Origin of the sequence: Blattabacterium cuenoti (assembly GCF_014251335.1) — a bacterium.
In the GTDB taxonomy this organism is placed as follows: domain Bacteria; phylum Bacteroidota; class Bacteroidia; order Flavobacteriales; family Blattabacteriaceae; genus Blattabacterium; species Blattabacterium cuenoti_G.
On the sequence record NZ_CP059186.1, the window covers coordinates 215206 to 239555 of the forward strand.

Sequence of the window (24350 nt, forward strand, 5' to 3'; positions counted from 1 at the left end):
TAAAAATAGATGGAGACAGATACATGAAAGAAATTAGTTATCCTATAAAAGAATCATTTTATTCTATTCAGGGAGAAGGTCATTATTATGGTATAGCTGCATATTTTATTCGTTTTGAAGGATGCAATATTAAATGTCATTGGTGCGATACTAAAGAAAGTTGGAAAATCAAAAGGGAGGATTTTATTTCTATTCATAGAATTATTGCTAATATAAACAATTATCAAGTAAAAACTGTTATAATTACTGGAGGAGAGCCTGCTATGTGGAATTTATCGCCTTTAATAAAAAAACTTAAAAAAAAAGGGTATCGTGTTCATATTGAGACTTCAGGGGCTTATCCTATAAAAGAAAAATATATGGATTGGATTACAATTTCTCCCAAAAAAACAAAACTTCCTTTACAAGAAAATTATAAAAAAGTTAACGAGTTAAAAATCGTTATATCGAATGATAATGACTTTTTGTTTGCTGAAGAACAAGCCACTTATATTAAGTCTACTAATTGTTTCTTATTTTTACAACCTGAATGGGGGAATATTTTTAGTATTCTTCCAAAAATAATTTCTTATATAAAAAAAAACCCTAAATGGAGAATATCTCTTCAAATTCATAAAATGTTAAAAATCCCTTAAGATTAAGATTTTGAATGTCTATTTTCCAAAATATCAATAACATCTTGTATTTCAACTTCCTTTTTTTTTAAAAGAATTAGATAATGAAAAAGTAAATCTGCAGACTCATTTAAAAATAAACTTTTATTATTATCTTTAGATTCAATGATAAGTTCCACGGCTTCTTCTCCTAATTTTTGAGATATTCTATTTATTCCTTTTTTTAATAATTGATATATATAAGAATTTTCTTGTTTTTTTTTCATTCTATCCGATATTATATTTTCCAAATGAAATAGAAAATTCTTATTGTTCATTTCTTTCCAACATGTATCTGATCCTTTATGACAAATAGGACCTGCTGGTCTTGCTTTAATCAATAATGTATCTTCGTCGCAATCTACTAATATATCTTGAATAAAAAGATAATTTTTGCTAATTTCACCTTTAGTCCATAATCTTTGTTTCGATCTGCTATAAAAAGTCACTTTTTTTTCATCAATACTCTTTTTATAAGCTTCTTGATTCATATAACCTAACATTAATACCTTATCTGTTTTTGAATCTTGAACAATCGCGGGGATCAAACCTTTTTTAAAATTTATCATTTTTTTGTATTTTCAGTCTTTTATCTTACAGGTATATGAAGTTGATTTAAATAATATTTTAGTTTTGGAATTTCTATTTCCCTGTAATGAAATATACTGGCAGCTAAAGCTGCATCGGCTTTTCCTTCTTCAAATATTTTATAAAAATCTTCTAATTTTCCAGCTCCACCTGAAGCGATTACGGGGGTGGAAATATTCTCGGATATTTGTTTAGTAATATCTAATGCGAATCCATTTTTTGTTCCGTCATGATTCATTGAAGTTAATAATATCTCTCCTGCTCCTCTGTTAGTTCCTTCTTTAGCCCAATCTAGTGTTCTAGTTTGAGTTGAAATTCTTCCTCCATTTAAATATACCCACCATTCATTTTCTTCATATTTAGTATCAATAGCTAGAACAATGCATTGACTTCCGAATCTTTTAGAAAGTTTTTCTAAAAGATTCGGGTTTTTAAAAGCAGCAGTATTAATAGATATTTTATCTGCTCCTGCATTTAACAAGAGTTCAACGTCTTTTTCCTCTTTAATTCCTCCACCAACCGTAAAAGGAATATTAATATGACGGGCTATATCTTTTACTAAGCTAATTAGTGTTTTACGTTTTTCATTTGTGGCTGTAATATCCAAAAATATTAATTCATCTGCTTCTTGTTTTGTATACCAACAAACTAGTTTTATCGGATCCCCAGCATCTTTTAAATGCTCGAAATTCACTCCTTTTACTGTTCTTCCATTTTTTATGTCTAAACAAGGTATGATACGTTTAGCTAACATCTTTAATTCTTATTATTCTTTTTTTTCTCCCAATTTTGAAGATGGGATAATGATATTTTATTTTCATATATTGCTTTTCCAATAATGACCCCACTACAACCCAAATTAAATAATTTGTTGACATCATCCATATTACTAATACCTCCACTTGCTATGAATTCAATATTTGGAAATTTTTCAATAACTTTTTTATATAAAAGAAAAGAAGGCCCTGATAGTACTCCATCTTTAGATATATCTGTACAAAAAATTTTTTTAATTCCATGATTGCTTTTTTCTTGTAAAAAATCCCAAAAAGGAAAATCACTCAATTTAGTCCATCCATGGGTTGCTATTTTATTATTTTTAATGTCTATCCCTAATAAGATTTTATCTCCACCATAAGTATCAATCCATTTTTTTAAAAGAAAAGGTTTTTGAACAGCAATACTACCCACAGTAGCGATATGTCCTCCGTTTTCAAACACAGTTTGAATATCTTTTTCAGAATGAATCCCTCCTCCAAAATCTATAATTAGATGTGTATTTTTTGCGATTTTTTCTAAAATTTTCCAATGAACTACTTTTCCTTTTCTTGCTCCATCTAAATCTACTAAATGTAGTCGAGATATTCCATTATTCTCCAGTAGTAAAGCTATTTCTAATGGATCTTTATTATAAATTTTTTTTCTTTTAAAATCCCCTTGTATTAAGCGAACACATTTACCGTCAATTAAATCTATAGCTACTATAATATCCATTGTCATAAATTTATAATCGAATAAAGTTTTCTAATATTTTATGTCCTACATAGGAAGATTTTTCGGGATGAAATTGTACTGCATAAAAATTATTTTTTTGAAGCGCCGCACTGTAAGTGACTATATACTCTGTTTTTGCTGTTGTATATTTTCCTAAAGGGACATAATAACTATGAACAAAATATTGATAACTTCCATTTGGAATATTTTCAAATAAAGATCCTTTCAATTTATGAATAGTATTCCAACCTATTTGAGGAACTTTTTCATTTTTATTGCTAGATTGAAATTTTTTTACTAATAAATCAAAAATCCCTATACATGTAGTGCTACTTTCTTCTGAAGACTTACAAAGTAATTGCATGCCTAAACATATTCCTAATACAGGTTGTTTTAATTTTGATAAAAGTAAATCCAATTTTTTTTCTTTTAAATATTTCATAGCGCAATTAGCTTCTCCAACACCAGGTAAAATAATTTTTTCTGCATTTTGAATCGATTCTTTGGAATCTGTAACTATAGCTTGTACTCCTATTCTTTCTAAAGAAAAAAGAACCGATTGTACATTTCCCGCAGGATATTTTATGATAATCGTTTTCATAATATTTTAAAATTTTTACAAAATACCTTTAGTACTAGGTATTTTAGTATTAGTATAAGAATCTTTTTGTATTGCCATTTTAATAGCTCTTCCAAAACATTTAAAAATAGATTCTATTTTATGATGATCATTTTTTCCTATCGCGTGAATATGTAAATTACATTTAGCAGATGAAGAAAAAGATTTAAAAAAATGGAAAAACATTTCAGTAGAAATTTTTCCTATTTTTTCCCTGAAAAATTTTGCCTTCCAGAATAGTTGACTTCTTCCTCCAAGATCTAATGCAATTGTAGCTAAACTATCATCCATAGGAAGAGAATAAAAGCCATACCGTTCTATTCCTTTTTTACTTTCCAAAGCTTGATGAAAAATTTCTCCTAGAGCAATCCCTGTATCTTCTATAGTATGGTGATCATCTACATAAAGATCTCCTTTTGTTTGAATATTTAAATCAATATAACTATGAAATGCTATTTGTTGCAAAAGATGATCAAAAAATCCAAGTCCTGTTTGAATATGAGATCTTCCTTTTCCATAAAGAAAAATAGTAATTTTAACATTTGTTTCTAATGTAATTCTTTGATGAACAAATTTTTTCGTTTTTATTGACGATAAATATTCATAAATTTTTTCCCAACTATCAGTTTTTAAAGATATTGTTTTTTTTAAATCTTTTTCTTCAATATTATAATAGTAATCTTTTTCTTCTTTTGTTAGATCTTTATAATGGTTATTTTCTTTTATCCATATAGATTTGCATCCTAAATTTTTAGCAAATAAAACATCTGTTAATCTATCTCCAATTACAAAAGATTTAGAAATATCATAATAATTTGATTTTAAATAATTTGATACCATTCCTATTCCAGGTTTTCTATTTGGAGATTTTTCTTTTGGAAAAGTTTTATCTATATGTACAGAAGTAAAATGAATTTCCTCAGTTTTTAAAATATTTAGTATATGATTATGTATAGGCCAAAAAATTTTATCAGGAAACTGATCAGTTCCCAACCCATCTTGATTAGATATCATAACTAAATCATAATTCAATTCTTGTACGATTTTTGACAAAAAAAAGATAACTTTTGGATAAAAATTGATTTTATCAATAGAATCGATTTGATAAGTAGGAGGATTTTCTTGTATAATGGTCCCATCTCTATCAATAAACAATATTTTTTTCATTACATTTTTATTTTTTGAATGGAGTATTTTAGAATTTGATTTATTAAATACTCATTTTCTTCATGAGTTCCTACTGTAATTCTTAAACAATTATTACATAAAATGATTTTTGAACGATCTCTTACAAAAATTTTTCTTTTCATTAGATATTGATAAAGATTTTTTGAAGAAAAATTTATTTTTGCTAATAAAAAATTAGCGGAACTAGGGTATACTTTTTGTATAATAGGAATTTTTCTTAAAGCTTCTTGCATATATTCTCTTTCTGAAAGAATATTTTTTAAATGAAAAAAAAATAAATCTCTATTTTCTAAAGCTTTAATAGTTATTTCTTGAGAAAGAATACTGATATTATATGGATGTTTTACTTTATTCATCCATTGAATAATATTTTCAGAAGCAATAGCGATTCCTATTCTTAATCCTGCTAATCCCCAGGATTTTGAAAGTGTTTGTATAATAATTAAATTTGGATATTTATTAATTTCTATTGATAAAGATTTTTGATTTGAAAAATCTATATATGCCTCATCTAAAACAACAATTCCTGTAAATTTCTTTGTTATATTCTCTATATCTTCTCTTTTGAGATCATTTCCAGTAGGATTATTTGGAGAACAAATAAAAATAATTTTACTATTCGGATTTACAACTTTTTCTATTTTATCCAAATTTAATTGATAATTTTCCTCTGTAAGGAAAATTTTAATTATGTCCACTCCATGAATTTTTCCACTTACTTCATACATACCATAAGTAGGAGGAAAAATAATAGCATGATCTACTTCTGGACGAGAAAAAATACGATAAACTAAATCAATAATTTCGTCACTTCCATTTCCCAAAAATATTTGGGATGGAGAAACATTTTTTAAATCTGATATTTTTTCTTTCAATTCTTTTTGCAAAGGATCCGGATATCTGTTATAAGAATTTAGAAACGATAAAGGAGAACCGAAAGAATTTTCATTAGCATCTAAGAAAATAGAATTTTTTTCTTCATGATGTTCTGTTCTAGCAGATATATAAGGGGCCAGATTTAAAATATTCTCTCTGATTAGAGAATTTAAATTAAACTTATTCATGTATTAACATTTAAAACTCATTTTTTAACCGAATATTAATAGATTTTTTATGTGCAAGCAAACCTTCTTCAGAAGACAAAACACTGATACATTCTGATAAATTTTTCAATCCTTTCTTAGATATTTTTTGGAAAGTTACTTTTTTTACAAAACTATCTATAGATACTCCACTATAAGATTTAGCATAACCATAGGTAGGAAGTACATGATTCGTTCCAGAAGCATAATCTCCTGCACTAACTGGAGAGTAATTTCCTAAAAAAACAGATCCAGCGTTAATTACTTTTTCAGACCAATAAGAAGCATTTTTACAATTTATAATCAAATGTTCTGGTGCAACTTGATTGATTAGAGTCAAGCATTCATCTAAAGATGTCAGAACAATTATTTTGCTTTTTTTCAGAGATTTTTCCACAATATCTTGTTTATTAGAAATATCTAAAAATTGTTTTTTTAATTCTATTTTAACTTCTTCTATCCAAGACTTATTATTTGGGGTTATCAAAATAATATAACTTTCTGGATCATGTTCAGATTGAGATAATAAATCTGCTGCCACATATTCTGGATTTGCTGTTTCATCAGCCATAATAGCTACTTCTGAAGGCCCAGCAGGCATATCTATAGATACAATTCCTTTTTGAGATACAATTTGTTTAGCTATCGTAACATAAGAATTTCCCGGACCAAATATTTTATATACAGAAGGAATGCTTTCTGTTCCATAAGCCATAGCTGCAATAGCTTGGGCTCCTCCTACTTTATATATACGTGTAATACCTACATATTTAGCTGTATATAAAATTGCCGGATGAATTTCTCCATTTTTATTTGGGGGACTACATAATATAATGTTTTTACATCCTGATAATTTTCCAGGAATTCCTAACATTAATACAGTGGACAATAAAGGGGCTGACCCTCCTGGAATATAAAAACCAATTTTTTCGATTGGAATAATTTTTCTCCAACAATAAACTCCTTTTGAAATTTCTATTGTAGGTTCCTCATGCATTTGTTTTTGATGAAAGCATTTTATATTCTGATATGCAATCTCAATAGATTTTTTTAATCTATTTGAAATTTTCATATAAGCACGATTAAGATCTTCTTCTGTTACTTGAATATGTTTTATGTCTGCGTGATCATATTTTCTTGTATAAGCTTTTAAAGATATATCTCCATAAGTTCTAACATTATCAATAATAGGAAGTACTAATTTTTTTAAATGATAAATGTTTTGTTCGCTTCGATTCGAAATAGATTTACATATTTCGGATGTAGGATGAATATATACTTGAATCATATCCATATTTCTATTTTATAGTATAATTTTTTCTATAGGAAGTACTAATATATCTTGTGCTCCAAGTGCTTTTAAGTTTTCTATTATTCCCCAAAAATCATTTTCATTGACAACGGAATGTACAGAACTACATTCTGAATTAGCTAAAGGAAGAACAACTGGACTTTTAATCCCTGGAAGATAAGATATTATTTTTTCTAATTTTTCATTGGGAACGTTTAATAGAATATATTTGTTATTTTTAGCTTTTTTTACAGCTCTAATTCGAAATAACAATTTTTCCATTATAATGTTTTGCGGAGATCCTAAATGTAGGTGTGAAGCTAATACCGCTTCAGATTGAAGAACCGTTTCTACTTCTTTTAATCCGTTCATAAAAAGTGTCGATCCACTGCTCACTAAATCACATATACAATCGGCTAATCCTATACCAGGAGCAATTTCTACGGCTCCAGATATTTCATGAATTTCTGCATTTATATATCTTTTTTCGAAAAATCCTCTAACCAAAAAAGGATAACTTGTCGCAATACGTTTTCCATCCAAATCATTAATATTATTATAACCTAAAGACTTAGGAACAGCTATAGAAAGTCTGCATTTTCCAAATCCCAAAGATTCTTTGATTCTTATCCTTTTTCTCTTTTCCAAAAGAACATTTTTTCCCACTATTCCTATATCAGCTACTCCATCTTCTAAATATTGAGGAATATCATCGTCTCTAAGAAAAAGTATTTCCAGTGGAAAATTAAGTGCCGTTGTTTTTAACTTATCTATCCCAATATTAACTTCAATGCTGCAATCTTTCAGTAATTTTATAGAATCGTCATAAAGACGTCCCGATTTTTGAATTGCTATTTTAAGTTTATCCATAATCCAATGCAGGAAAAAATAATAAAAGCTTACTCTTGTAAGCTTTTTATTTTAGTTTCAGTAAATCAAATTAATGCATTTTAATGCATCACGGCAAATATAATAACTATTTTGAATATTTTATAATTAACCTACATAACTTAATCTACTTTTTAAATAGAAATTTGAAATAATGAAAATTATCAGTTATAATATAAATGGAATTCGATCTGGAATTAATAAAGGGTTATCTGATTGGATTGAAACAAATCAACCTGATATTTTATGTTTACAGGAAATAAAAGCTTTTCCAGAACAAATAAATACAAGCATTTTCGATAACTTAGGTTATAATCATTACTGGTTCCCTTCAAAAAGAAAAGGATATAGTGGGGTAGGTATTTTATGTAAAAAAAAACCTATTCATGTAGAATACGGAATAGGATTAAATCCTATTGATGAAGAAGGAAGAGTATTACGTATAGATCTAAAAAATATGTCAATAATTAGTCTTTATATTCCTTCAGGAAATGATATGATGAAAAGATTGAATTTTAAATTTTTTTTTATGAAAAATTTTTTCTTACATGTAAAAAAAATACAAAATAAATTAAATAACCTCATTATTTGTGGAGATTATAATATTTGTCACCATGAAATAGATATTTATGATCCTATTCGAAATAAAAAAAATTCAGGTTTCTTACCGGAAGAAAGAAAGTGGATAACTCATTTTTTAAATTTAGGATTTATAGACAGTTTTAGAAATTTTGTTCAAGAAGCCCATCATTACAGTTGGTGGAGTTATCGTTATAACGCTAGAAAAAATAATAAAGGATGGAGAATCGATTATATCATGGTTAGTGATTCCTTAAAACAAGAAATAAAAAACGCTTACCTAATGCCTGAGGTAAAGTATTCCGATCATTGTCCTGTTGTGCTTGAAATTTTTCAAAATAAATCAATGACCTGACTGGGATTCGAACCCAGGACCCTTACATTAAAAGTGTAATGCTCTACCAGCTGAGCTATCAGGTCTTTTATTTTATTGTTATTGTATGATATAAAGTCATTAATTTAAGCAAATATACTATAATTTTTATGTGTTTATGAAAATTTCTTTGATTGGATACATGGGATGCGGAAAAACTACTGTTGGAGAAAGACTCTCTAAAAAGTTAAATTTGAATTTTTATGATTTAGATGCTCTTCTTGTTGAAAGTAAAAAAGATTCTATTTGGAATCTTTTTAAAACAGAAGGGGAACCTTCTTTTAGAAAAAGAGAACATTCTATGTTAAAAAAAATTTTGAAAGAAAAAAACAAATACGTTTTTTCAGTTGGAGGAGGGACTCCTTGTTTTTATAATAATATTTATTTATTAAACAAATATTCAAATACATTTTATTTAAAAACGGATAGTTATACTTTATTTAAAAGATTATTTTTAGAAAGGAATACAAGACCTTTAATTTCCCATTTATCTAAAAATGAATTATTTAGGTTTATTATAAAGCATTTATCTGAAAGAACATATTTTTACGAGAAATCCTTAGAAAGGATAAATGTATGTGGGAAATCCAAAGACGATATAGTTCAAGAAATCGTTAAATATATATATTAGCTGAAATAATCATGGAAAAAATATCATCTAATCATTTAAAAAAATATTTTTCGTTTAATTCGAAAAAAAAAGTATGTGTGGCTGTAAGTGGAGGAGTAGATAGTATGGTACTTATCAATTTGTTAGTTGATATTCCTGAAATTGAATCAGAAGTCGCACATTGTAATTTTTCTTTAAGAAATCAAGAATCTAATGAAGATGAAATTTTTATAAGAAATTTCTGTTCTGAAAAAAATATAAAATTTCATGTAAAAAAATTTGATACTTTAAGTTTTTCTAAAAAACATAAGTTATCTATACAAATGTCCGCTAGAAAACTTAGGTATGATTGGTTCACAGAATTATTAAAAAAAAATTTATACGAATATATAGTATTAGGACACCATTTTGATGATTCTATAGAAACTTTTTTTATAAATATTTTTAGAGGGACTGGTCTTAAGGGATTGTTAGGAATTCCTAAAAAAAACGAAAAATTTGTTCGTCCTCTTTCTAATTTCACTAAAAAAGAAATTTTGGCTTATGCAAAAATAAAAAATATAAAATGGAGATATGATCGTAGCAATCGAAATCTTAAATATTTAAGAAATAAAATTCGTTCAGTTTTATCTACATTTTATTCTTTTTCGTTTTCCTTTCGAAAAGGGTTAAAAAAAACTATAAATCATCTTCATGATGAAAATTTTTTAATAGAAAGAAAAATAGAAGAAGTACGTAAAGAAATTACAATAGAAAAAAAAGATTATCCATTCTTTTGGAAAATAGAATGTAAAAAAATAAAAAAATTACAACCTTTGTCTTTTTATTTGTTTAAATTATTTTCTCCATATGGATTTAATGATATCCAAAGTATGAAATATCTTATTGATGCACAATCTGGGAAACAACTTATATCCAAAATTTATCGTATTATTAAAAGTAGAAATAATTGGATTATAGTTTCTCATAAATTATTATCAGAAAATAAAAATAAGACTTATATGATTCCGAATCTAAAAATTCTTAAAAAAAAGAAAATGTTTTTACCTGTTGATATAAACTTTTCTTACAATCCAGAAAGAGAAATTAGTAAAGACATGTTACTTATGGATTTTGAAAAAATTCAATTTCCATTGTTATTAAGAACATGGAGGAAAGGAGATTTTTTTTATCCTTTTAAAATGAAAGGGAAAAAAAAATTAAGCAAATATTATAAGGAAAAAAAATTTTCTCTTTTGGAAAAAGAACACACATGGTTATTAATTAATGGGAATGGATATATCATTTTAATTATAGGAAATCGTTTAGATGATAGATTCAAAGTTACGGAAAATACAAAAAAAATATTAGGGATACAAATATAATTTATTTATTATCTGTTCATTTTACAATTTCAATTAGTATTTTTTAATTTTAATTTTGAAAAGAATTAGTTGTTCTATTTATTTATGAAAGTACACAATTTCAATGCAGGCCCTTCTGTTCTACCGAAAGAAGTTGTTAGAAAAACAGCTCAATCTGTAATTAATTTTAATAGTACCGGATTATCGTTACTTGAGATTTCTCATAGAAGTATAGATTTTTTAGAAATAATCGAAAAAGCTACTCTTTTAGTAAGACGTGTTATGAATTTAAATGATGATTATGCTATTTTGTTTCTTCAAGGAGGGGCCACATTACAATTTTCAATGGTTCCATTCAATTTAATGAACCGAAAAGCAGCTTACTTAGATACAGGATTTTGGGCCCATAACGCTATTAAGGAAGCTAAAAAATTTGGAGAAGTAAAAGTTTTATTTTCTGGTAAAAATAAAAACTATACATATATATCAAAAAATTATCATATACCATGTGATATGGATTATTTTCATTGTACATCTAACAATACAATTGTTGGAACACAAATGAAAATATTTCCTAAAACATCATCTATTCCAATAGTTTGTGATATGTCTTCTGATATTTTTAGCAGAAAATTAGATTTTTGTCAATTCAGTTTAATATATGCTTCAGCACAAAAAAATGTAAGTTCAGCAGGAATGACTATTGTAATTTTGAAAAAAAATATTTTAGGAAAATTAAAAAAAGATATTCCTTCTTATATGGATTATAAAATTCATATACAAAATAATAGCATATTAAATACTCCAAATGTTTTCTCTATTTATACTTCTATGTTGACTTTGAAATGGATAGAAAATCAAGGGGGACTTTCCATTTTAGAAAAAAAAAACCAGTATAAAGCTAAATTATTATATGATGAAATAGATCAAAATAATTTATTTGAAAATAAGATACATAAAAAAAATCGCTCTAATATGAATGTTACTTTTTTCTTAAAAGAAAAGAATTTAGAAAAAGAATTTAATAAAATGTGGAAAAAAGAAAATATTGTAGGACTAGATGGGCATAGACATTTAGGTGGATATCGTGCCAGTATATATAATGCCCTCCCATTAGAAAGTGTTCTATTTCTCATTGAGATTATGAAAGAATTTGAAAGAAAATTTTCATAATGAATCGCAACATAGAAGATAGATTTTTTTTTATAAAAAAAATGATACCAAAAAATGTAAAAATTTTGGCAGTTTCTAAAAATCAAGATACTTCTTACATAGAAAAATTATATAAAATAGGACATAGAGATTTTGGAGAAAATTATATTCAAGAAATGGTGAAAAAATATAAAAAATTACCCAAAGATATTCGATGGCATATGATTGGTAGAATACAAAGTAATAAATTAAAATATATAATCCCTTTTATTCATTTAATTCACAGTGTTCAAAATTTAAAACAAATTAGTATAATAAATAAAATGGCATTTAAATATAATAAGATTATACACTGTCTTTTGCAAATAAAAATTTGTAATGAAAAAAATAAATCAGGGATCACACATCAGGAAGCTTCCAAAATATTGGAGAACAAAACTTATAAAAAAATGAAAAATGTTAAAATAATAGGAATAATGGGTCTCGCCTCTTTTCAAGAATTAGAAAAAATTCATAACGAATTTTCATATTTACGTGAGTTATATAATGAATATCAAAATAAATACAGACATTATATCCTTTCTATGGGAATGAGCAGAGATTATAATATAGCTATAAAATATGGAACTACAATAGTTCGATTAGGGACTCTAATTTTTGGTGATCGAAAAAAAATTATCTAATAGATTTTATATATTTTTTAATACTTTCTTCCAATTTATCATTATCTAATGATTGAATAAAAGAACTTCCAATAATTCCTCCATTAGCATATTTACATGATAAATCAAAGGTTTTTTTATCTTTTATTCCAAACCCAATCAATTTTGGAATGCTGATAGATAATTTTTTAATATGTTTAAAAAACGATATTTGTTCTTTTCCAAAAGCATTAACACTACCTGTAGTAGAATTAGAAGAAACTATATATAAAAATCCATCACTTATTTTACTTAACCAAGATATTCTGGATGAATCGGTTTTTGGAGTAATTAAAAATATCATAGATAACAAATATTTTTTAAATATATGTTGATATTTATGCAAAAAAATATCTACCGGAAGATCCGGTAAAATTAATCCGGAAACACCAGATTCTTTACATCTTTTTAAAAATTTATTTTTTCCAAATTGATAAAATTGATTGTAATACCCCATAAGAATAATAGGAATTTTTATTTTTTCTTTTAATTTTTCTATTTGATCAAATAATAAAGAGATATTCATTCCATTTTTCAATGAACTTTGATTACTTTTTTGAATAATTATTCCATCAGATAAAGGATCAGAATAGGGGATCCCTATCTCAATTAAATCTACAGAAAGATCTTGCAAAATTTGTATTATTTTACCTGTGCTATTTAAATAAGGAAATCCTGCCGTAAAATAAATACATAATATATCTTTATTTTTATTTCTAAATAAATTATGAATTTGATTCATCATTTGAGAATTTAACAAAAAATTTATTGTAAACATCAATATCTTTATCTCCTCTTCCAGATAAAGTTACAATTATTATATCCTCTTTTTTAAAAGGTATTTTTTTTAATGCAGCTAATGCATGAGCGCTTTCTAAAGCAGGTATAATACCTTCTGATCTTGTTAATTCATATCCAGCCTGTAAAGCTTCTTCATCTGTAGAATGTAAAAAATTTACACGTTTTTTTACGAAAAGATTAGCAAACATAGGTCCAATTCCTGGATAATCTAACCCTGGAGATATAGAATGAGCGGGAAGAACTTGACCGTCTTGATCCTGTAAAATAAATGTCATACTTCCATGTAATATCCCTTTAGATCCACAATGAATAGACGCTGCTGTTTTTTTTGTCGTTATACCTAATCCAGAAGCTTCTACGGCGACAAGATTAACAGAATCATTATCCAGAAAATGATAAAAAGATCCCGCTGCATTGCTTCCTCCTCCTATACTAGCCACTACATAATTAGGAAAATAAGATCCTTCCATTTCTTGTAATTGTATTTTAACTTCTTCACTTATAATAGACTGAATATCTGCAACCATTTGAGGATAAGGATGAGGTCCCACTGTAGATCCAATTAAATAATAACTTTCCGGATGATTTATCCAATAACGAATAGCTTCATTAACAGCATCTTTAAGAGTTTTATTTCCACTAAAAACCGGAATTACTTCAGCACCAAGAGACTTCATTCTGATTACATTACTATACTGACGTTGTATATCAGTTTCTCCCATAAAAATTACACATTTTAAATCCATTAATGCACAAATGGTAGCTGTTGCTACTCCATGTTGTCCAGCTCCTGTTTCTGCAACAATTTTCTTTTTTCCTAATTTTTTTGCGAGTAAAGCTTGACCTATAGCATTATTAATTTTATGCGATCCTGTATGATTAAGATCTTCTCTTTTAAGATAAATTTTAGCATGATATTGATTTGAATATTTTTCGCAAAAAAATAAAGGAGTAGGTCTTCCTACATAATTTTTTAGCAATTTTTTATATATTTTTTGATATTCATAACTTGTAATAAGTTTTTTATATTTATATTGTAGTTCCGTTATATTATAATGTAACATTTCAGGAATAAAAGCTCCTCCAAACTCTCCATAATATCCATTTTTATCAACAAAGTATTTCATAATTCTCTTATTTTTTTTATAAAAGCATTTAATTTTATCTCATCTTTTTTTCCTGGATAAATTTCAAATTTGCTATTAATATCGATTCCAAACATTTGCGGATGCAAAAAATTTTTTATTCTATCAAAATCTTGTATTTCGATCCCTCCACTTAAAAAAAATGGAATTTGAAAAGTGTATTCATCAAGTTTTTTCCAACAGAATTTTTGACCACTACCTCCATAATAAATTGTGTTACTATCAAATAAAAAATAAGTACAAAAAGGAACATAATCTACAATTTTTTCAAAAAAAAAGGAATCATCAACTCTAAAAGCTTTAATTAATTTTAATCCTTTTTTAAATAATTTTTCACAATAAAAAGGACTTTCTGTGCCATGTAATTGAATAAAATCTAGTTTATTTTTTGTTTTTATTTTCAATATATTTTTTTCTGATTCGTTTACAAAAACACCTATTTTAAATATTTTTTTTTTGATTTTTGGAATAACAAAATTAAACCCTACAAATCTAGGAGAATTAGGATAAAATATAAAACCAATAAAATCAGGTAATAAATTAGCAATTTTATCTACATTAAATTTTATTCCGCATATTTTTACTTTTAATGATTTTAATGATTGGAGTTTCATATTGATTCTATCAATTATTTAGTCTTTTCGATAAAGATTTTATAAAATACTTACAAACTTTTCCAGGATCTTTTTTTTTCATAAAATATTCTCCAATTAGAAAACCTTTAAATCCTTGTTTTCTTAATTTTAAGATATGATTTACATTATTAATTCCACTTTCAGCAATTTTTACATAATTATTAGGTATTTTTGAAGATAATCTCAAACAATTATTGTAATCCACAATAAAAGTTTGTAAATTTCGATTATTAATTCCTACAATATCTAAATTGTCTGTTATTTTTTCTATTTCAAATTCATTATGTATTTCAATAATAACCTCTAAATCAATATTTTTTGCGATTTTAGAAAAATTGGATATTTGATTTTTAGAAAGTATTCCAGCAATCAATAAAATTACATCAGCTCCCATAGATTTAGATTCTATAACCTGATATTCATCAATAATAAAATCTTTTCTTAATATAGGGACAGAGACTATAGAACGTGATTTCTTTAAATTTTCATTTTTACCAGAAAAAAAATGTTGATCTGTCAGAATAGATATTCCACTAACTCCTGCATATTCATAATCTTTGACTACTTTTTCTATTGATATTGCATTATTAATAATCCCTTTAGATGGAGATTTACATTTAAATTCTGCAATAATACCAGTATGACTTTGTCTTATATTCTTTACAAGAGAAAAAGTTTTTCTTTCAAAGAAAGGACTATTTTCCAATTTTTTTATAGGATGTACAATTTTATTTTTGTATATCTCTTTTTGTTTAACAGATATAATCTGCTCAAGAATATTCATAAGCTTAATAATTTTTTTAGAATATTCTTTGCTTTTCCACTTTTTAATGAATATTTTGCTTTATCATAATTGTTTTCAAGACTATCTTGATTTAACAAACTTAATGCAAATGTGGCATTTGTTAAAACAACTTCATTTTGAGCTAAAGTGCCTTCTCCAGATAAAACACTAATAAATATACGAATATTTTCTTCTGTATTTTTTCCTCCTTTCAATTCATTGGGATTTACTTTAATTTGTTTCTTTCCTATTCCTAATTCTTTAATAGAATAAAATCGTTCCCCTTTTGGGGTATAACATTTTACATCACTAGTAAGCGTGATTTCATCATACCCATCTAAACTGTGAATAATAGCATAATTATTTTTCGTATTTTGATACATATAATAATATATTCTTGCTAATTCTAAATTGTTAACTCCTAATAATTGATTTTTTGGTTTTCCTGGATTTAATAATGGGCCAAGTGTATTAAAAACCGTTTTCACTCCTAGTTCCTTTCTTACCCCAGATATTCTATTTAATACAGGATGAAATATAGGAGCATGTAAATAACAAATTCCTACTTTATCCAATTGATTTTTCAAATTTTCTTCTTTATTAGTAAAATGATATCCTAATCCTTTTAATATATTTGAAGACCCCGTGATAGAAGAAAAACTAAAACTTCCATGTTTGATCACTTTTTCTCCTGTTCCTGCTACGATAAAACATGCTAAAGTAGAGATATTAAAAGTATTTTTTTCGTCTCCACCTGTTCCTACAATATCTACAGCATTAAACTCTGTAAGATTTATCTTTATAGATAGTTCCATCATGGCTTGTCTAAAGCCAACTATTTCTTCTAAAGTGGGGGTTCTCATATTATATATAGTAGCTATGGCGACTATTTGTGTTTGATTGATTTTACCTTTTGATAATTCTATAAAAAGATTCTTAGCTTCTTGTTTTGTCAATGTCTTTTCTATAAAAAGATTTTTTAATATTTTATTGTTCATAATTAACTTAAATTCAACCAATTATCTATTATTTTAACCCCATATGGGGTTAAAATAGATTCTGGATGAAATTGGACTCCACGTACATTATAAAATCTGTGACGTAAAGCCATAATTTCTCCTTTCTCTCCAATAGCTGTAATCTGAAGTTCTTCAGGAAAATTATGTGGAGATATAATCCAAGAATGATAACGTCCAACTTTAATCTCTCTAGGCAATTTTTGAAATAAAATTTCTTGTGTGTCTACAATCTTAATTAAACTAGATATTCCATGATAAACCTCTTTTGTATTCAGAAGAGTAGCTCCAAAGACTTCTCCTATTGCTTGTTGACCTAAACAAACTCCAAAAATACTTTTGGTAGAAGCAAAATTTTTCACTAAAGGTTTTAAAATGTGTGCTTCATCAGGTATTCCAGGTCCTGGAGAAAGAATAATTTTACTATACTTTTCTATATCCGAAAGTTTAATTTCATTATTTCTAGATACTTGTATAGGATTTTTTGTTAATTTTTTTACAGCATGTACGAGATTGTAAGTAAAAGAGTCATAATTATCCAAAATCAGTATTTTTTTATTCATAATACTTCATATATTTTTAGCTAATTCTATAGCTTTAAATAAGGCCATAAGCTTATTGTTTACTTCTTCCAACTCTTTTTCTACTTTAGAGTCAGAAACAATACCTGCACCAGCTTGAAAAAATAGAGTATTATTTTTACTCACAAAAGAACGAATAACTATGGCCGTATTAATGCAAGAATTATTTAATCCAAAAAAACCAATTGCTCCTCCATATATTCCTCTATGTTGATTTTCAATTTCATCAATTAATTCCATAGCTTTATATTTAGGGGCGCCAGAAAGTGTTCCTGCAGGGAAAGTATCTCCAAATACTTTTATGATTGATATATTATTCTCTAACTTACCAGAAACTTTAGATACCATATGTAATACATGAGAAAAAATTTGTATTTCTTTGAATTCTTCTACTTTAACATTGGATGAATTTTTACTAAGATCATTTCTTGCTAAATCTACTAACATGACATGTTCTGCATTTTCTTTTGTATTATTTGCAAGATTTTCGGATAGTTTTTTATCTTTATTTTCATCTCCTGATCTCCCTATTGTTCCTGCTATAGGATTAATATAGGCGATTTGCTTATGAATGATGAGTTGCGATTCTGGAGAAGAACCGAATAATTTATAACTTCCATAATCAAAATAAAAAAGGTATGGGGAAGGATTTATAAATCGTAAAGCACGATATACATTAAACTCATCTCCTTTAAATTTTTGTTGAAATTGACGGGATAATACTATTTGGAAAACATCTCCACGTAAACAAGCTTTTATTCCTGAAGATACCATTTTCTTGTACTCTAGATCTGTTACATTTGAATAACGACTTCCAATAGATTTAAATGGAAAAGATGGAAAATTTTTCTTTTTGATCAATTCTATCAATTGATTAATGGAAGTTTTTTTTTCAATATCATAAAACTGATGTTCAATTACATATATTTCGTGATGAAAATGATGAAACAGAATTAAGTTCCTATAAAAACCAAGTCGTATTTTCGGTATATTATATATTTCTTTAATTGGAGCATGAAATTGAATATTTTCAAAATATTGAATACTATCATAAGATATATACCCATATAAACCTGAATAAAAATGAGTTGTATTTTCGTTTTCAAATTTTTGAAAAAAATCCTCAATTAAAATTTGTATATCTAATTTATTATTTATAAAAATATGTTTATGAACACAATTTGGGTATGATATTCGTAATACATTTTGATCTAAAATAAGTTCAGAAATAGGATCAATACAAAGAATAGAAGAATTATTTTTTGGAATTTGATAATCAGAATATTCTAATAATAATGTATTAGAAAAAATATCTCTGAGTTTTAAATATAATTCTATTGGTGTAGTACTATCAGCCAAAATTTTTTTCTGAATAGTTCTAAAATTAAATTTAAACATGGTTTATGGTATTTTTACATGATAAAAAGCACCAGGAATATTGTTGATACAATATTATTCGAAGAATACCATTTACTTTAGAAATGACATTTACATCATGCAAATATAAATATATTTTTTCTATTTATGGATATTAATTATAAATAGTGCAATTTATCATTTGATTATATGAAAATATTTATTTTTATTTTCTTACTTTTTGTATATCATAATATGGAAGAAAAAATGATGAAAATACACATTGATGAAAAGAAAATAGAAAATGTGGAATTTTATCATCCTACTTATCAGGATTACAAATTTTGGACAGAAGAAAAAAATCTAAAAAAAACTTTTATAGAAAAACCTTTTTCTATAAAAAAATATTATTCTCATAATTTCTTTAAATATGATAATATCGGGTTTTTTTTCACTAATGGAAATGATTTATTTATTCCTAGAAATGAAAAATTCATGCAAGAAAATTTTAACGAAAATATGCCTAAAAAAATGCTTTTTTTTAAAGATCCTTTTTTTTATCGTGAAAAAATTCAATATTTTGATGTTAAAACTCCTATTTCAGAAATTTTTTACATAAGTGATTTTTTAAAAAAAGAAAAAACATTAGGTGGTTTTTTTTCTCAAAATTTTAATGAAAAAACTAATTATTCCATAGAATATAGAAATTTTCATTTAGAAAATGAACCTGATTTAAAAAAAAGTAAAGATTTAGTATTAACCACCTTTAATTATCAGGATCAAAATGATTATAATTATAAATTGTGGGGGCATTATATTTATCAAAAATTTTATACAAAAGAAAAAGAGGAAATCCCAAAATGGGATATTAGAAATTATAAAAATGTTTCTTTATATCAGAAAAAATTAATTCATAGTAGATTTTATATAAATCTTATTCAAAAAATTTCTTATATAAAAGAAAAAAATAGATCATTATTCTTAAAAACTTATATGGAATACGAAAAATATTCCCAAGATTATTCATTTCAAGATTTAAAAAGAAAAAAAATCAATCATTCTTACTTAAGAAATGGTTTATTTTTGATTTTCAATCGAAAAAAAATAAATGTAGAAATAGGGTCTATTTTTGATAAAATATATTATCAATTATTTTCTAATATTAGAAACTATAAAAATAAAGATGTCAATAGTTTGTCCATACAAACCAAAATCCATTATCCTGTTAGTAATATTGTTGAATTTTATTCAAATGGAAAATGGGTTATAAAAAATCATAATATTAAAAAGTCTTATTTTAAGGCTAATATTATGTTAAATATGTTTTTATTTTCAAAATTTTGGTTTATAACTCAATTGAATATTGATGAAAATGATAATGGATTTTACAATAATTTTATTCCTATTTATGTTTTAAAAAATAATCAAAATAATCAAGATTTTAATAATAAAAATATATATTCTTTAAATAAAGAAAAAACAATGAATTTTTCTTTAAGTTCTTACAAAAAAAAATATTATATTTCTTTTTATATGTCTAAGTTAAGCCGTTTTTTTCAACTTCAAGAAGAAAAAGAAATGAAGAGATTTTTATCTTGTAAAGATATTCAATTATATGGATTTAAAATTAAAACGACATATGATATATGGAAATTTCAATTAAATAACACTTTATTATATCAACAATATAATGCTGATCCATTAATTTTTTCTATACCAAATTTTTTATTGAGAAGTACAATATTTTATAAAAATAATTACCTAGATGAAGCTTTATTGATCCAAACAGGTTTTTCTTTTCACTATTTCAGTAAATTCTATCATTCAAACATTTCTTATCCTTTTCATTTCCAATCTTTTTCTTTCGAAGAAAAGTATCTTCCTAATAAAATGATTGGCGGAATTCCTTTTGTTGATTATTTTTTAAATCTTAAAATTTATAGAACTATATTTTACTTTAGTATACAAAATATAGGATATTATGACATTTATAATAATAATAAACTATTTATTAAAACAGGTTTTTCGTGGAATCTTTTTACTTAATTTAATGGCAAACTATAAAAAAAAACGTAATTTTATTTGTCAAAATTTAATAAAATAAAAATGAAAAAATTTTTTTATTTTGTATTATTATTTTTGATGTCATTCTTTTCTTTTCCAAAAGAAAAGAATAAAGAAAAAGAAACAGAAAATGTAAATGTAGTAATTGAATATATTAAGAAATATGCGGTTTTTGCTATAGAAGAAATGGAAAAATTTGGAATTCCAGCTAGTATTAAATTGGGGCAAGGTATTTTAGAATCTTCTAGTGGAAAGAGTTCTTTATCCAAAGCTACGAATAATCATTTTGGAATTAAATGTGGAAGAAATTGGATAGGAGAAGTTTATTATCATGATGATGATATTCCAAAAGAATGTTTTCGAAAATATAATTCTGTTCAAGAATCTTTTCATGACCACTCTAAATTTTTACAGCAACCACGTTATTCTAAATTATTTCTTCTTAAAAAAGATGATTATCAGGCTTGGGCTACGGAACTAAAAAAAGCAGGATACGCAACCTCCTTAAATTATGCAAATTTGTTAATTGATCAAATTGAAAAATTTTATTTATGGAAGTTTGATCAAAATACTACTTCTAGTATAAAAAAAAGAATAGATCAATATTTGAGTTATATAAAAAATAAAAATCAAGATTCTTTTTTAAGAATTTTTTTTAAAAAATTGCGTTTTTTTTATAATTTTTTTAAAAAAAAGAAAGAAAATTGAACATTGTAAAAGTTAATCATTCTTCGAATGGAAAATTTATTGAATATGAATCTTAATAATTTAAGATATAGTAAAAATCATGAATGGATAGAAATGCCAAATGAAAAAAATCAAACTTATGTAGGAATTACTCATTTTGCTCAAAATGAGTTAGGAGATATTGTTTACTTAGATATAGAAGATTCAATAATAGGAAAAAAAGTAAAAGCAGAGAATTCATTTGGAACAATAGAAGCGGTAAAAACTGTTTCAGATTTGTTCATGCCAGTTTCGGGGTATATTCTTGAAATTAATAATAGATTATTATCCCAACCACAACTAATTAATCAAAGTTCTTATAATGAAGGATGGATTATTCGAATAGAAATTGTAGAAATCAAAGAATATGATAAATTAATGTCTTCTACAGAATACCAAAAATATATTCAGGAATCTAATTAATCAAGAAATATGAAAGAACAGAATATTTTTGATTTTCTTGATGATCAAAAAATTTCGGATAAAATAATTGATTTTAACCATAAAAATATTACCAAAGTTCGTTTTTTAATTCCTTCAATTCACTGTAGTTCTTGTGTTTTTGTTTTAGAAAGTTTACCGAAACTTCATCATAATATTTTTGATTCTACTGTTGATTTTTACAGTAAACAAATTTGGATTACATTCAATAACATTGAATTTAAATTGAGTGATATAGCTAAATTACTTGATAATGTTGGATATAGACCATCTATAAATTTTGAATCTATATCTATAGGAAATAAAAAAAATAACACCAATTTATTGGGTAGAAAATTAATAGGAAAATTAGCTATTTCTTTTTTTTGTTTTGGGAATATTATGCTTTTAGCTATTCCAGAATATGTTGGAGCATTACAAGACATATGGTTTATGGAAAATCGTAATTTTTTTCGTTATTTAATGGGGATTTTATCTTTACCTATAGTTATATTTTCTTTTACTGATCATATTAAATATGCTATATTAGGATTGAAAAAAAATGTTTTGAATATAAATGTTCCAATTTCGATTGGAATACTGGTACTTTTCTTATGGAGCTGTTATGAGGTTATTTTTGATTTAGGTTCCGGTTATTTTGATAGTCTTTCTAGTTTTTCATTATTCCTAATTATAAGCAAAATATTTCAAATACATACTCACAATAAAATTTTATCTTTTGATAAAAATTACAAATCTTTTTATCCAGTTTTAATAACAAAAATACATAAGGATGAAAAAGAAGAAAAAATTTTGCTTTCTTTTTTGAAAAAAGGAGATTGTATTTTAATCAGAAATGAAGAAATTATTCCTGCTGATTCTGTATTAATAAAAGGAAATGCTGTATTAGATAATAGTTTTATTACAGGAGAATCCTATTTAATTCCTAAAAAAATAGGAGAACGAATTTATGCTGGTTCTAAACAAAAAGGAGAAGCTATTATTATAAAAGTGATTAAAAATGTAGATCATAGTTATTTAAGTTTATTATGGAATAAGAATAAATTGAACCGGTCTCGTCATAAAAAATTATTTGATTTAAATTCAATATCGACTAGATTTAGTCAGTATTTTACCCCTATTATTTTGATAATTTCGATCATAACTGGAATATACTGGTCTTTTAGTAATGATGTTTCAAAAATTTTTCAAACAGTTTTTTCCGTTTTGATTATTACTTGTCCTTGTGCTTTAGTTCTTTCAACTCCATTAATTTTTGGAAATATTATACGTTTTTTTTCCAAAAATGGTTTTTATGTAAAAGATATTTTCACAATGGAAAGAATTTCTTCAGCCAAAACTTTAATTTTTGATAAAACGGGAACTATAACTGATCCTAATAAAGAAAAAATATATTTTGTAGGCAGCATGAAATATGAAGAAAAAAAAATTGTAGCTTCTTTGTTGAAAAATTCAAGTCATCCTTTAAGCAAAAAAATATTATCAGAATTATCTATAAAAGATTTTTATTTTATAAAAAATTTTAGAGAAATCATAGGGAAAGGATTAGAAGGAATCATAAAAAATACACCGGTTAAAATTGGTTCTTCAAAATATCTAGGTATTACAAAAAAAATGATTGATGAAAATAAAGTAAATCAAACAACAGTTTTTATTTCTATAAATAATAAATTCGTAGGTTATTTTTTATTTAGAAATTGCTATCGTGAGGGAATAGAAAAAATGTTTCAAGATTTAAAAGAATATAAAATTATTATCCTTTCTGGAGATCATAATGATTTAGAAAAAAGATATCTAAAATCTATTTTGCCAAAATCAAGTCAGGTTTTTTTTAGTCAAAGTCCGGAAGATAAACTTAATTATGTTAAAAAATTACAAAAAAATGGAGAAGAGATTATGATGTTTGGAGATGGAATTAATGATTGTGCCGCGTTAAATCAAAGTGAAGTAGGAATTTCTGTATCCGAAAATCCGACTAGTTTTTTCCCAAGTTGTGACGCTTTTATGCAATCCAATTGTTTGAATAAAATTTTTTTATTTTTGAAGATATCCAAAGTTTCTGCAAAATTAGTATTTTGTAATTTTATGATTAGTTTATTTTATAATAGTGTAGGAATTTTTTTTGCAATCACCGGTAATTTAAAACCTTTTATAGCGGCTATTTTAATGCCTCTAAGTTCTTTTTCTGTTATTTTTTTTTCTATTCTATCTACTTGGATTGTCTCTCGTAAATTTTAGTT

The 24350-nt window shown here is 25.4% G+C and carries 25 protein-coding genes and 1 tRNA gene; 10 read left to right on the top strand and 16 right to left on the bottom strand.

What is annotated here, in order from left to right:
* Positions 1-23: 23 nt before the first annotated feature.
* Positions 24-635 (top strand): 7-carboxy-7-deazaguanine synthase QueE, encoded by a 612-nt coding sequence (locus tag H0H73_RS00995; protein ID WP_185852317.1) that lies wholly within the window; start codon positions 24-26, stop codon positions 633-635.
* A gap of 2 nt (positions 636-637) precedes the next feature.
* On the opposite strand, the gene hisIE is transcribed toward H0H73_RS00995, so the two are convergent.
* From hisIE to hisG, 8 genes are read right to left on the bottom strand one after another with little or no spacing between them, the layout of a single operon-like run.
* Positions 638-1222 (bottom strand): bifunctional phosphoribosyl-AMP cyclohydrolase/phosphoribosyl-ATP diphosphatase HisIE, encoded by a 585-nt coding sequence (hisIE, locus tag H0H73_RS01000; RefSeq protein WP_185852318.1) that lies wholly within the window; start codon positions 1220-1222, stop codon positions 638-640.
* Positions 1223-1242: 20 nt separating this feature from the next.
* Positions 1243-1995, bottom strand: coding sequence for an imidazole glycerol phosphate synthase subunit HisF (gene hisF / locus H0H73_RS01005; protein WP_185852319.1), 753 nt, complete (start codon positions 1993-1995; stop codon positions 1243-1245).
* 2 nt (positions 1996-1997) lie between these two features.
* Positions 1998-2735, bottom strand: a complete 738-nt coding sequence (hisA, locus tag H0H73_RS01010; RefSeq protein ID WP_185852488.1) for a 1-(5-phosphoribosyl)-5-[(5-phosphoribosylamino)methylideneamino]imidazole-4-carboxamide isomerase — start codon at positions 2733-2735, stop codon at positions 1998-2000.
* Between the two features lie 10 nt (positions 2736-2745).
* Complete coding sequence (hisH, locus tag H0H73_RS01015) at positions 2746-3336, bottom strand: imidazole glycerol phosphate synthase subunit HisH (RefSeq protein WP_185852320.1); 591 nt, start codon at positions 3334-3336, stop codon at positions 2746-2748.
* 15 nt (positions 3337-3351) lie between these two features.
* Complete coding sequence (gene hisB, locus H0H73_RS01020; RefSeq protein ID WP_185852321.1) at positions 3352-4521, bottom strand: bifunctional histidinol-phosphatase/imidazoleglycerol-phosphate dehydratase HisB; 1170 nt, start codon at positions 4519-4521, stop codon at positions 3352-3354.
* Positions 4521-5606, bottom strand: coding sequence for a histidinol-phosphate transaminase (hisC, locus tag H0H73_RS01025; RefSeq protein ID WP_185852322.1), 1086 nt, complete (start codon positions 5604-5606; stop codon positions 4521-4523). Before hisC ends, hisB begins: the two co-directional genes overlap by 1 nt.
* Before the next feature lie 10 nt (positions 5607-5616).
* Positions 5617-6912, bottom strand: coding sequence for a histidinol dehydrogenase (gene hisD / locus H0H73_RS01030; RefSeq protein ID WP_394798681.1), 1296 nt, complete (start codon positions 6910-6912; stop codon positions 5617-5619).
* Positions 6913-6927: 15 nt separating this feature from the next.
* Positions 6928-7785 (bottom strand): ATP phosphoribosyltransferase, encoded by an 858-nt coding sequence (hisG, locus tag H0H73_RS01035; RefSeq protein WP_185852325.1) that lies wholly within the window; start codon positions 7783-7785, stop codon positions 6928-6930.
* Positions 7786-7957: 172 nt separating this feature from the next.
* On the opposite strand from hisG, the gene H0H73_RS01040 reads away from it, so the two are divergent.
* Positions 7958-8737 (top strand): exodeoxyribonuclease III, encoded by a 780-nt coding sequence (locus H0H73_RS01040; RefSeq protein WP_185852326.1) that lies wholly within the window; start codon positions 7958-7960, stop codon positions 8735-8737.
* Here the strand turns inward: H0H73_RS01040 and H0H73_RS01045 are convergent.
* Positions 8730-8802: transfer RNA gene (locus tag H0H73_RS01045), tRNA-Lys, on the bottom strand. The two genes, H0H73_RS01040 and H0H73_RS01045, sit on opposite strands and share 8 nt — an antisense overlap.
* 71 nt (positions 8803-8873) lie before the next feature.
* Here H0H73_RS01045 and H0H73_RS01050 point away from each other — a divergent pair.
* The 4 genes from H0H73_RS01050 to H0H73_RS01065 all read left to right on the top strand — a co-directional run bounded on the left by H0H73_RS01050 (position 8874) and on the right by H0H73_RS01065 (position 12543).
* Positions 8874-9386: a shikimate kinase gene (locus H0H73_RS01050; protein ID WP_185852328.1), complete on the top strand. Its 513-nt coding sequence runs from the start codon at positions 8874-8876 to the stop codon at positions 9384-9386.
* A gap of 11 nt (positions 9387-9397) precedes the next feature.
* On the top strand, positions 9398-10729 hold the full coding sequence (gene tilS / locus H0H73_RS01055) for a tRNA lysidine(34) synthetase TilS (protein WP_185852330.1): 1332 nt from the start codon (positions 9398-9400) through the stop codon (positions 10727-10729).
* Positions 10730-10813: 84 nt separating this feature from the next.
* Entirely contained in the window at positions 10814-11881 is a 1068-nt protein-coding gene (serC, locus tag H0H73_RS01060) for a 3-phosphoserine/phosphohydroxythreonine transaminase (protein ID WP_185852331.1), read from the top strand.
* Positions 11881-12543 carry a YggS family pyridoxal phosphate-dependent enzyme gene (locus H0H73_RS01065; protein ID WP_185852332.1) on the top strand — a complete coding sequence of 221 codons (663 nt, stop codon included), beginning with the start codon at positions 11881-11883 and terminating at the stop codon, positions 12541-12543. Before serC ends, H0H73_RS01065 begins: the two co-directional genes overlap by 1 nt.
* Here H0H73_RS01065 and trpA read toward each other — a convergent pair.
* Genes trpA through H0H73_RS01100 form a run of 7 tightly spaced genes read right to left on the bottom strand, consistent with a single transcriptional unit; the run spans position 12536 to position 18921 of the window.
* Positions 12536-13303: a tryptophan synthase subunit alpha gene (gene trpA, locus H0H73_RS01070; RefSeq protein WP_185852489.1), complete on the bottom strand. Its 768-nt coding sequence runs from the start codon at positions 13301-13303 to the stop codon at positions 12536-12538. The genes H0H73_RS01065 and trpA overlap by 8 nt on opposite strands.
* The gene (gene trpB, locus H0H73_RS01075) at positions 13287-14489 is read right to left on the bottom strand and encodes a tryptophan synthase subunit beta (RefSeq protein ID WP_185852334.1); all 1203 of its coding nucleotides are present in this window, start codon (positions 14487-14489) and stop codon (positions 13287-13289) included. Before trpB ends, trpA begins: the two co-directional genes overlap by 17 nt.
* The gene (trpF, locus tag H0H73_RS01080) at positions 14486-15121 is read right to left on the bottom strand and encodes a phosphoribosylanthranilate isomerase (protein ID WP_185852336.1); all 636 of its coding nucleotides are present in this window, start codon (positions 15119-15121) and stop codon (positions 14486-14488) included. The genes trpB and trpF overlap by 4 nt, the downstream gene beginning before the upstream one ends.
* A gap of 10 nt (positions 15122-15131) precedes the next feature.
* Positions 15132-15926 carry an indole-3-glycerol phosphate synthase TrpC gene (gene trpC, locus H0H73_RS01085; protein ID WP_185852338.1) on the bottom strand — a complete coding sequence of 265 codons (795 nt, stop codon included), beginning with the start codon at positions 15924-15926 and terminating at the stop codon, positions 15132-15134.
* Positions 15923-16924, bottom strand: coding sequence for an anthranilate phosphoribosyltransferase (gene trpD, locus H0H73_RS01090; protein ID WP_185852340.1), 1002 nt, complete (start codon positions 16922-16924; stop codon positions 15923-15925). The genes trpC and trpD overlap by 4 nt, the downstream gene beginning before the upstream one ends.
* Positions 16925-16926: 2 nt before the next feature.
* The gene (locus tag H0H73_RS01095) at positions 16927-17505 is read right to left on the bottom strand and encodes an anthranilate synthase component II (RefSeq protein ID WP_185852341.1); all 579 of its coding nucleotides are present in this window, start codon (positions 17503-17505) and stop codon (positions 16927-16929) included.
* Positions 17506-17511: 6 nt separating this feature from the next.
* The gene (locus H0H73_RS01100; RefSeq protein ID WP_185852342.1) at positions 17512-18921 is read right to left on the bottom strand and encodes an anthranilate synthase component I family protein; all 1410 of its coding nucleotides are present in this window, start codon (positions 18919-18921) and stop codon (positions 17512-17514) included.
* 225 nt (positions 18922-19146) lie between these two features.
* Here H0H73_RS01100 and H0H73_RS01105 point away from each other — a divergent pair, with 225 nt between their 5' ends.
* From H0H73_RS01105 to H0H73_RS01120, 4 genes are read left to right on the top strand one after another with little or no spacing between them, the layout of a single operon-like run.
* The gene (locus H0H73_RS01105) at positions 19147-20925 is read left to right on the top strand and encodes a putative porin (protein ID WP_238784365.1); all 1779 of its coding nucleotides are present in this window, start codon (positions 19147-19149) and stop codon (positions 20923-20925) included.
* 60 nt (positions 20926-20985) lie between these two features.
* Positions 20986-21651, top strand: a complete 666-nt coding sequence (locus H0H73_RS01110; RefSeq protein WP_185852346.1) for a glycoside hydrolase family 73 protein — start codon at positions 20986-20988, stop codon at positions 21649-21651.
* Between the two features lie 45 nt (positions 21652-21696).
* On the top strand, positions 21697-22092 hold the full coding sequence (gcvH, locus tag H0H73_RS01115) for a glycine cleavage system protein GcvH (protein ID WP_185852490.1): 396 nt from the start codon (positions 21697-21699) through the stop codon (positions 22090-22092).
* Between the two features lie 9 nt (positions 22093-22101).
* Positions 22102-24348, top strand: coding sequence for a heavy metal translocating P-type ATPase (locus H0H73_RS01120; protein WP_185852348.1), 2247 nt, complete (start codon positions 22102-22104; stop codon positions 24346-24348).
* Positions 24349-24350: the final 2 nt, after the last annotated feature.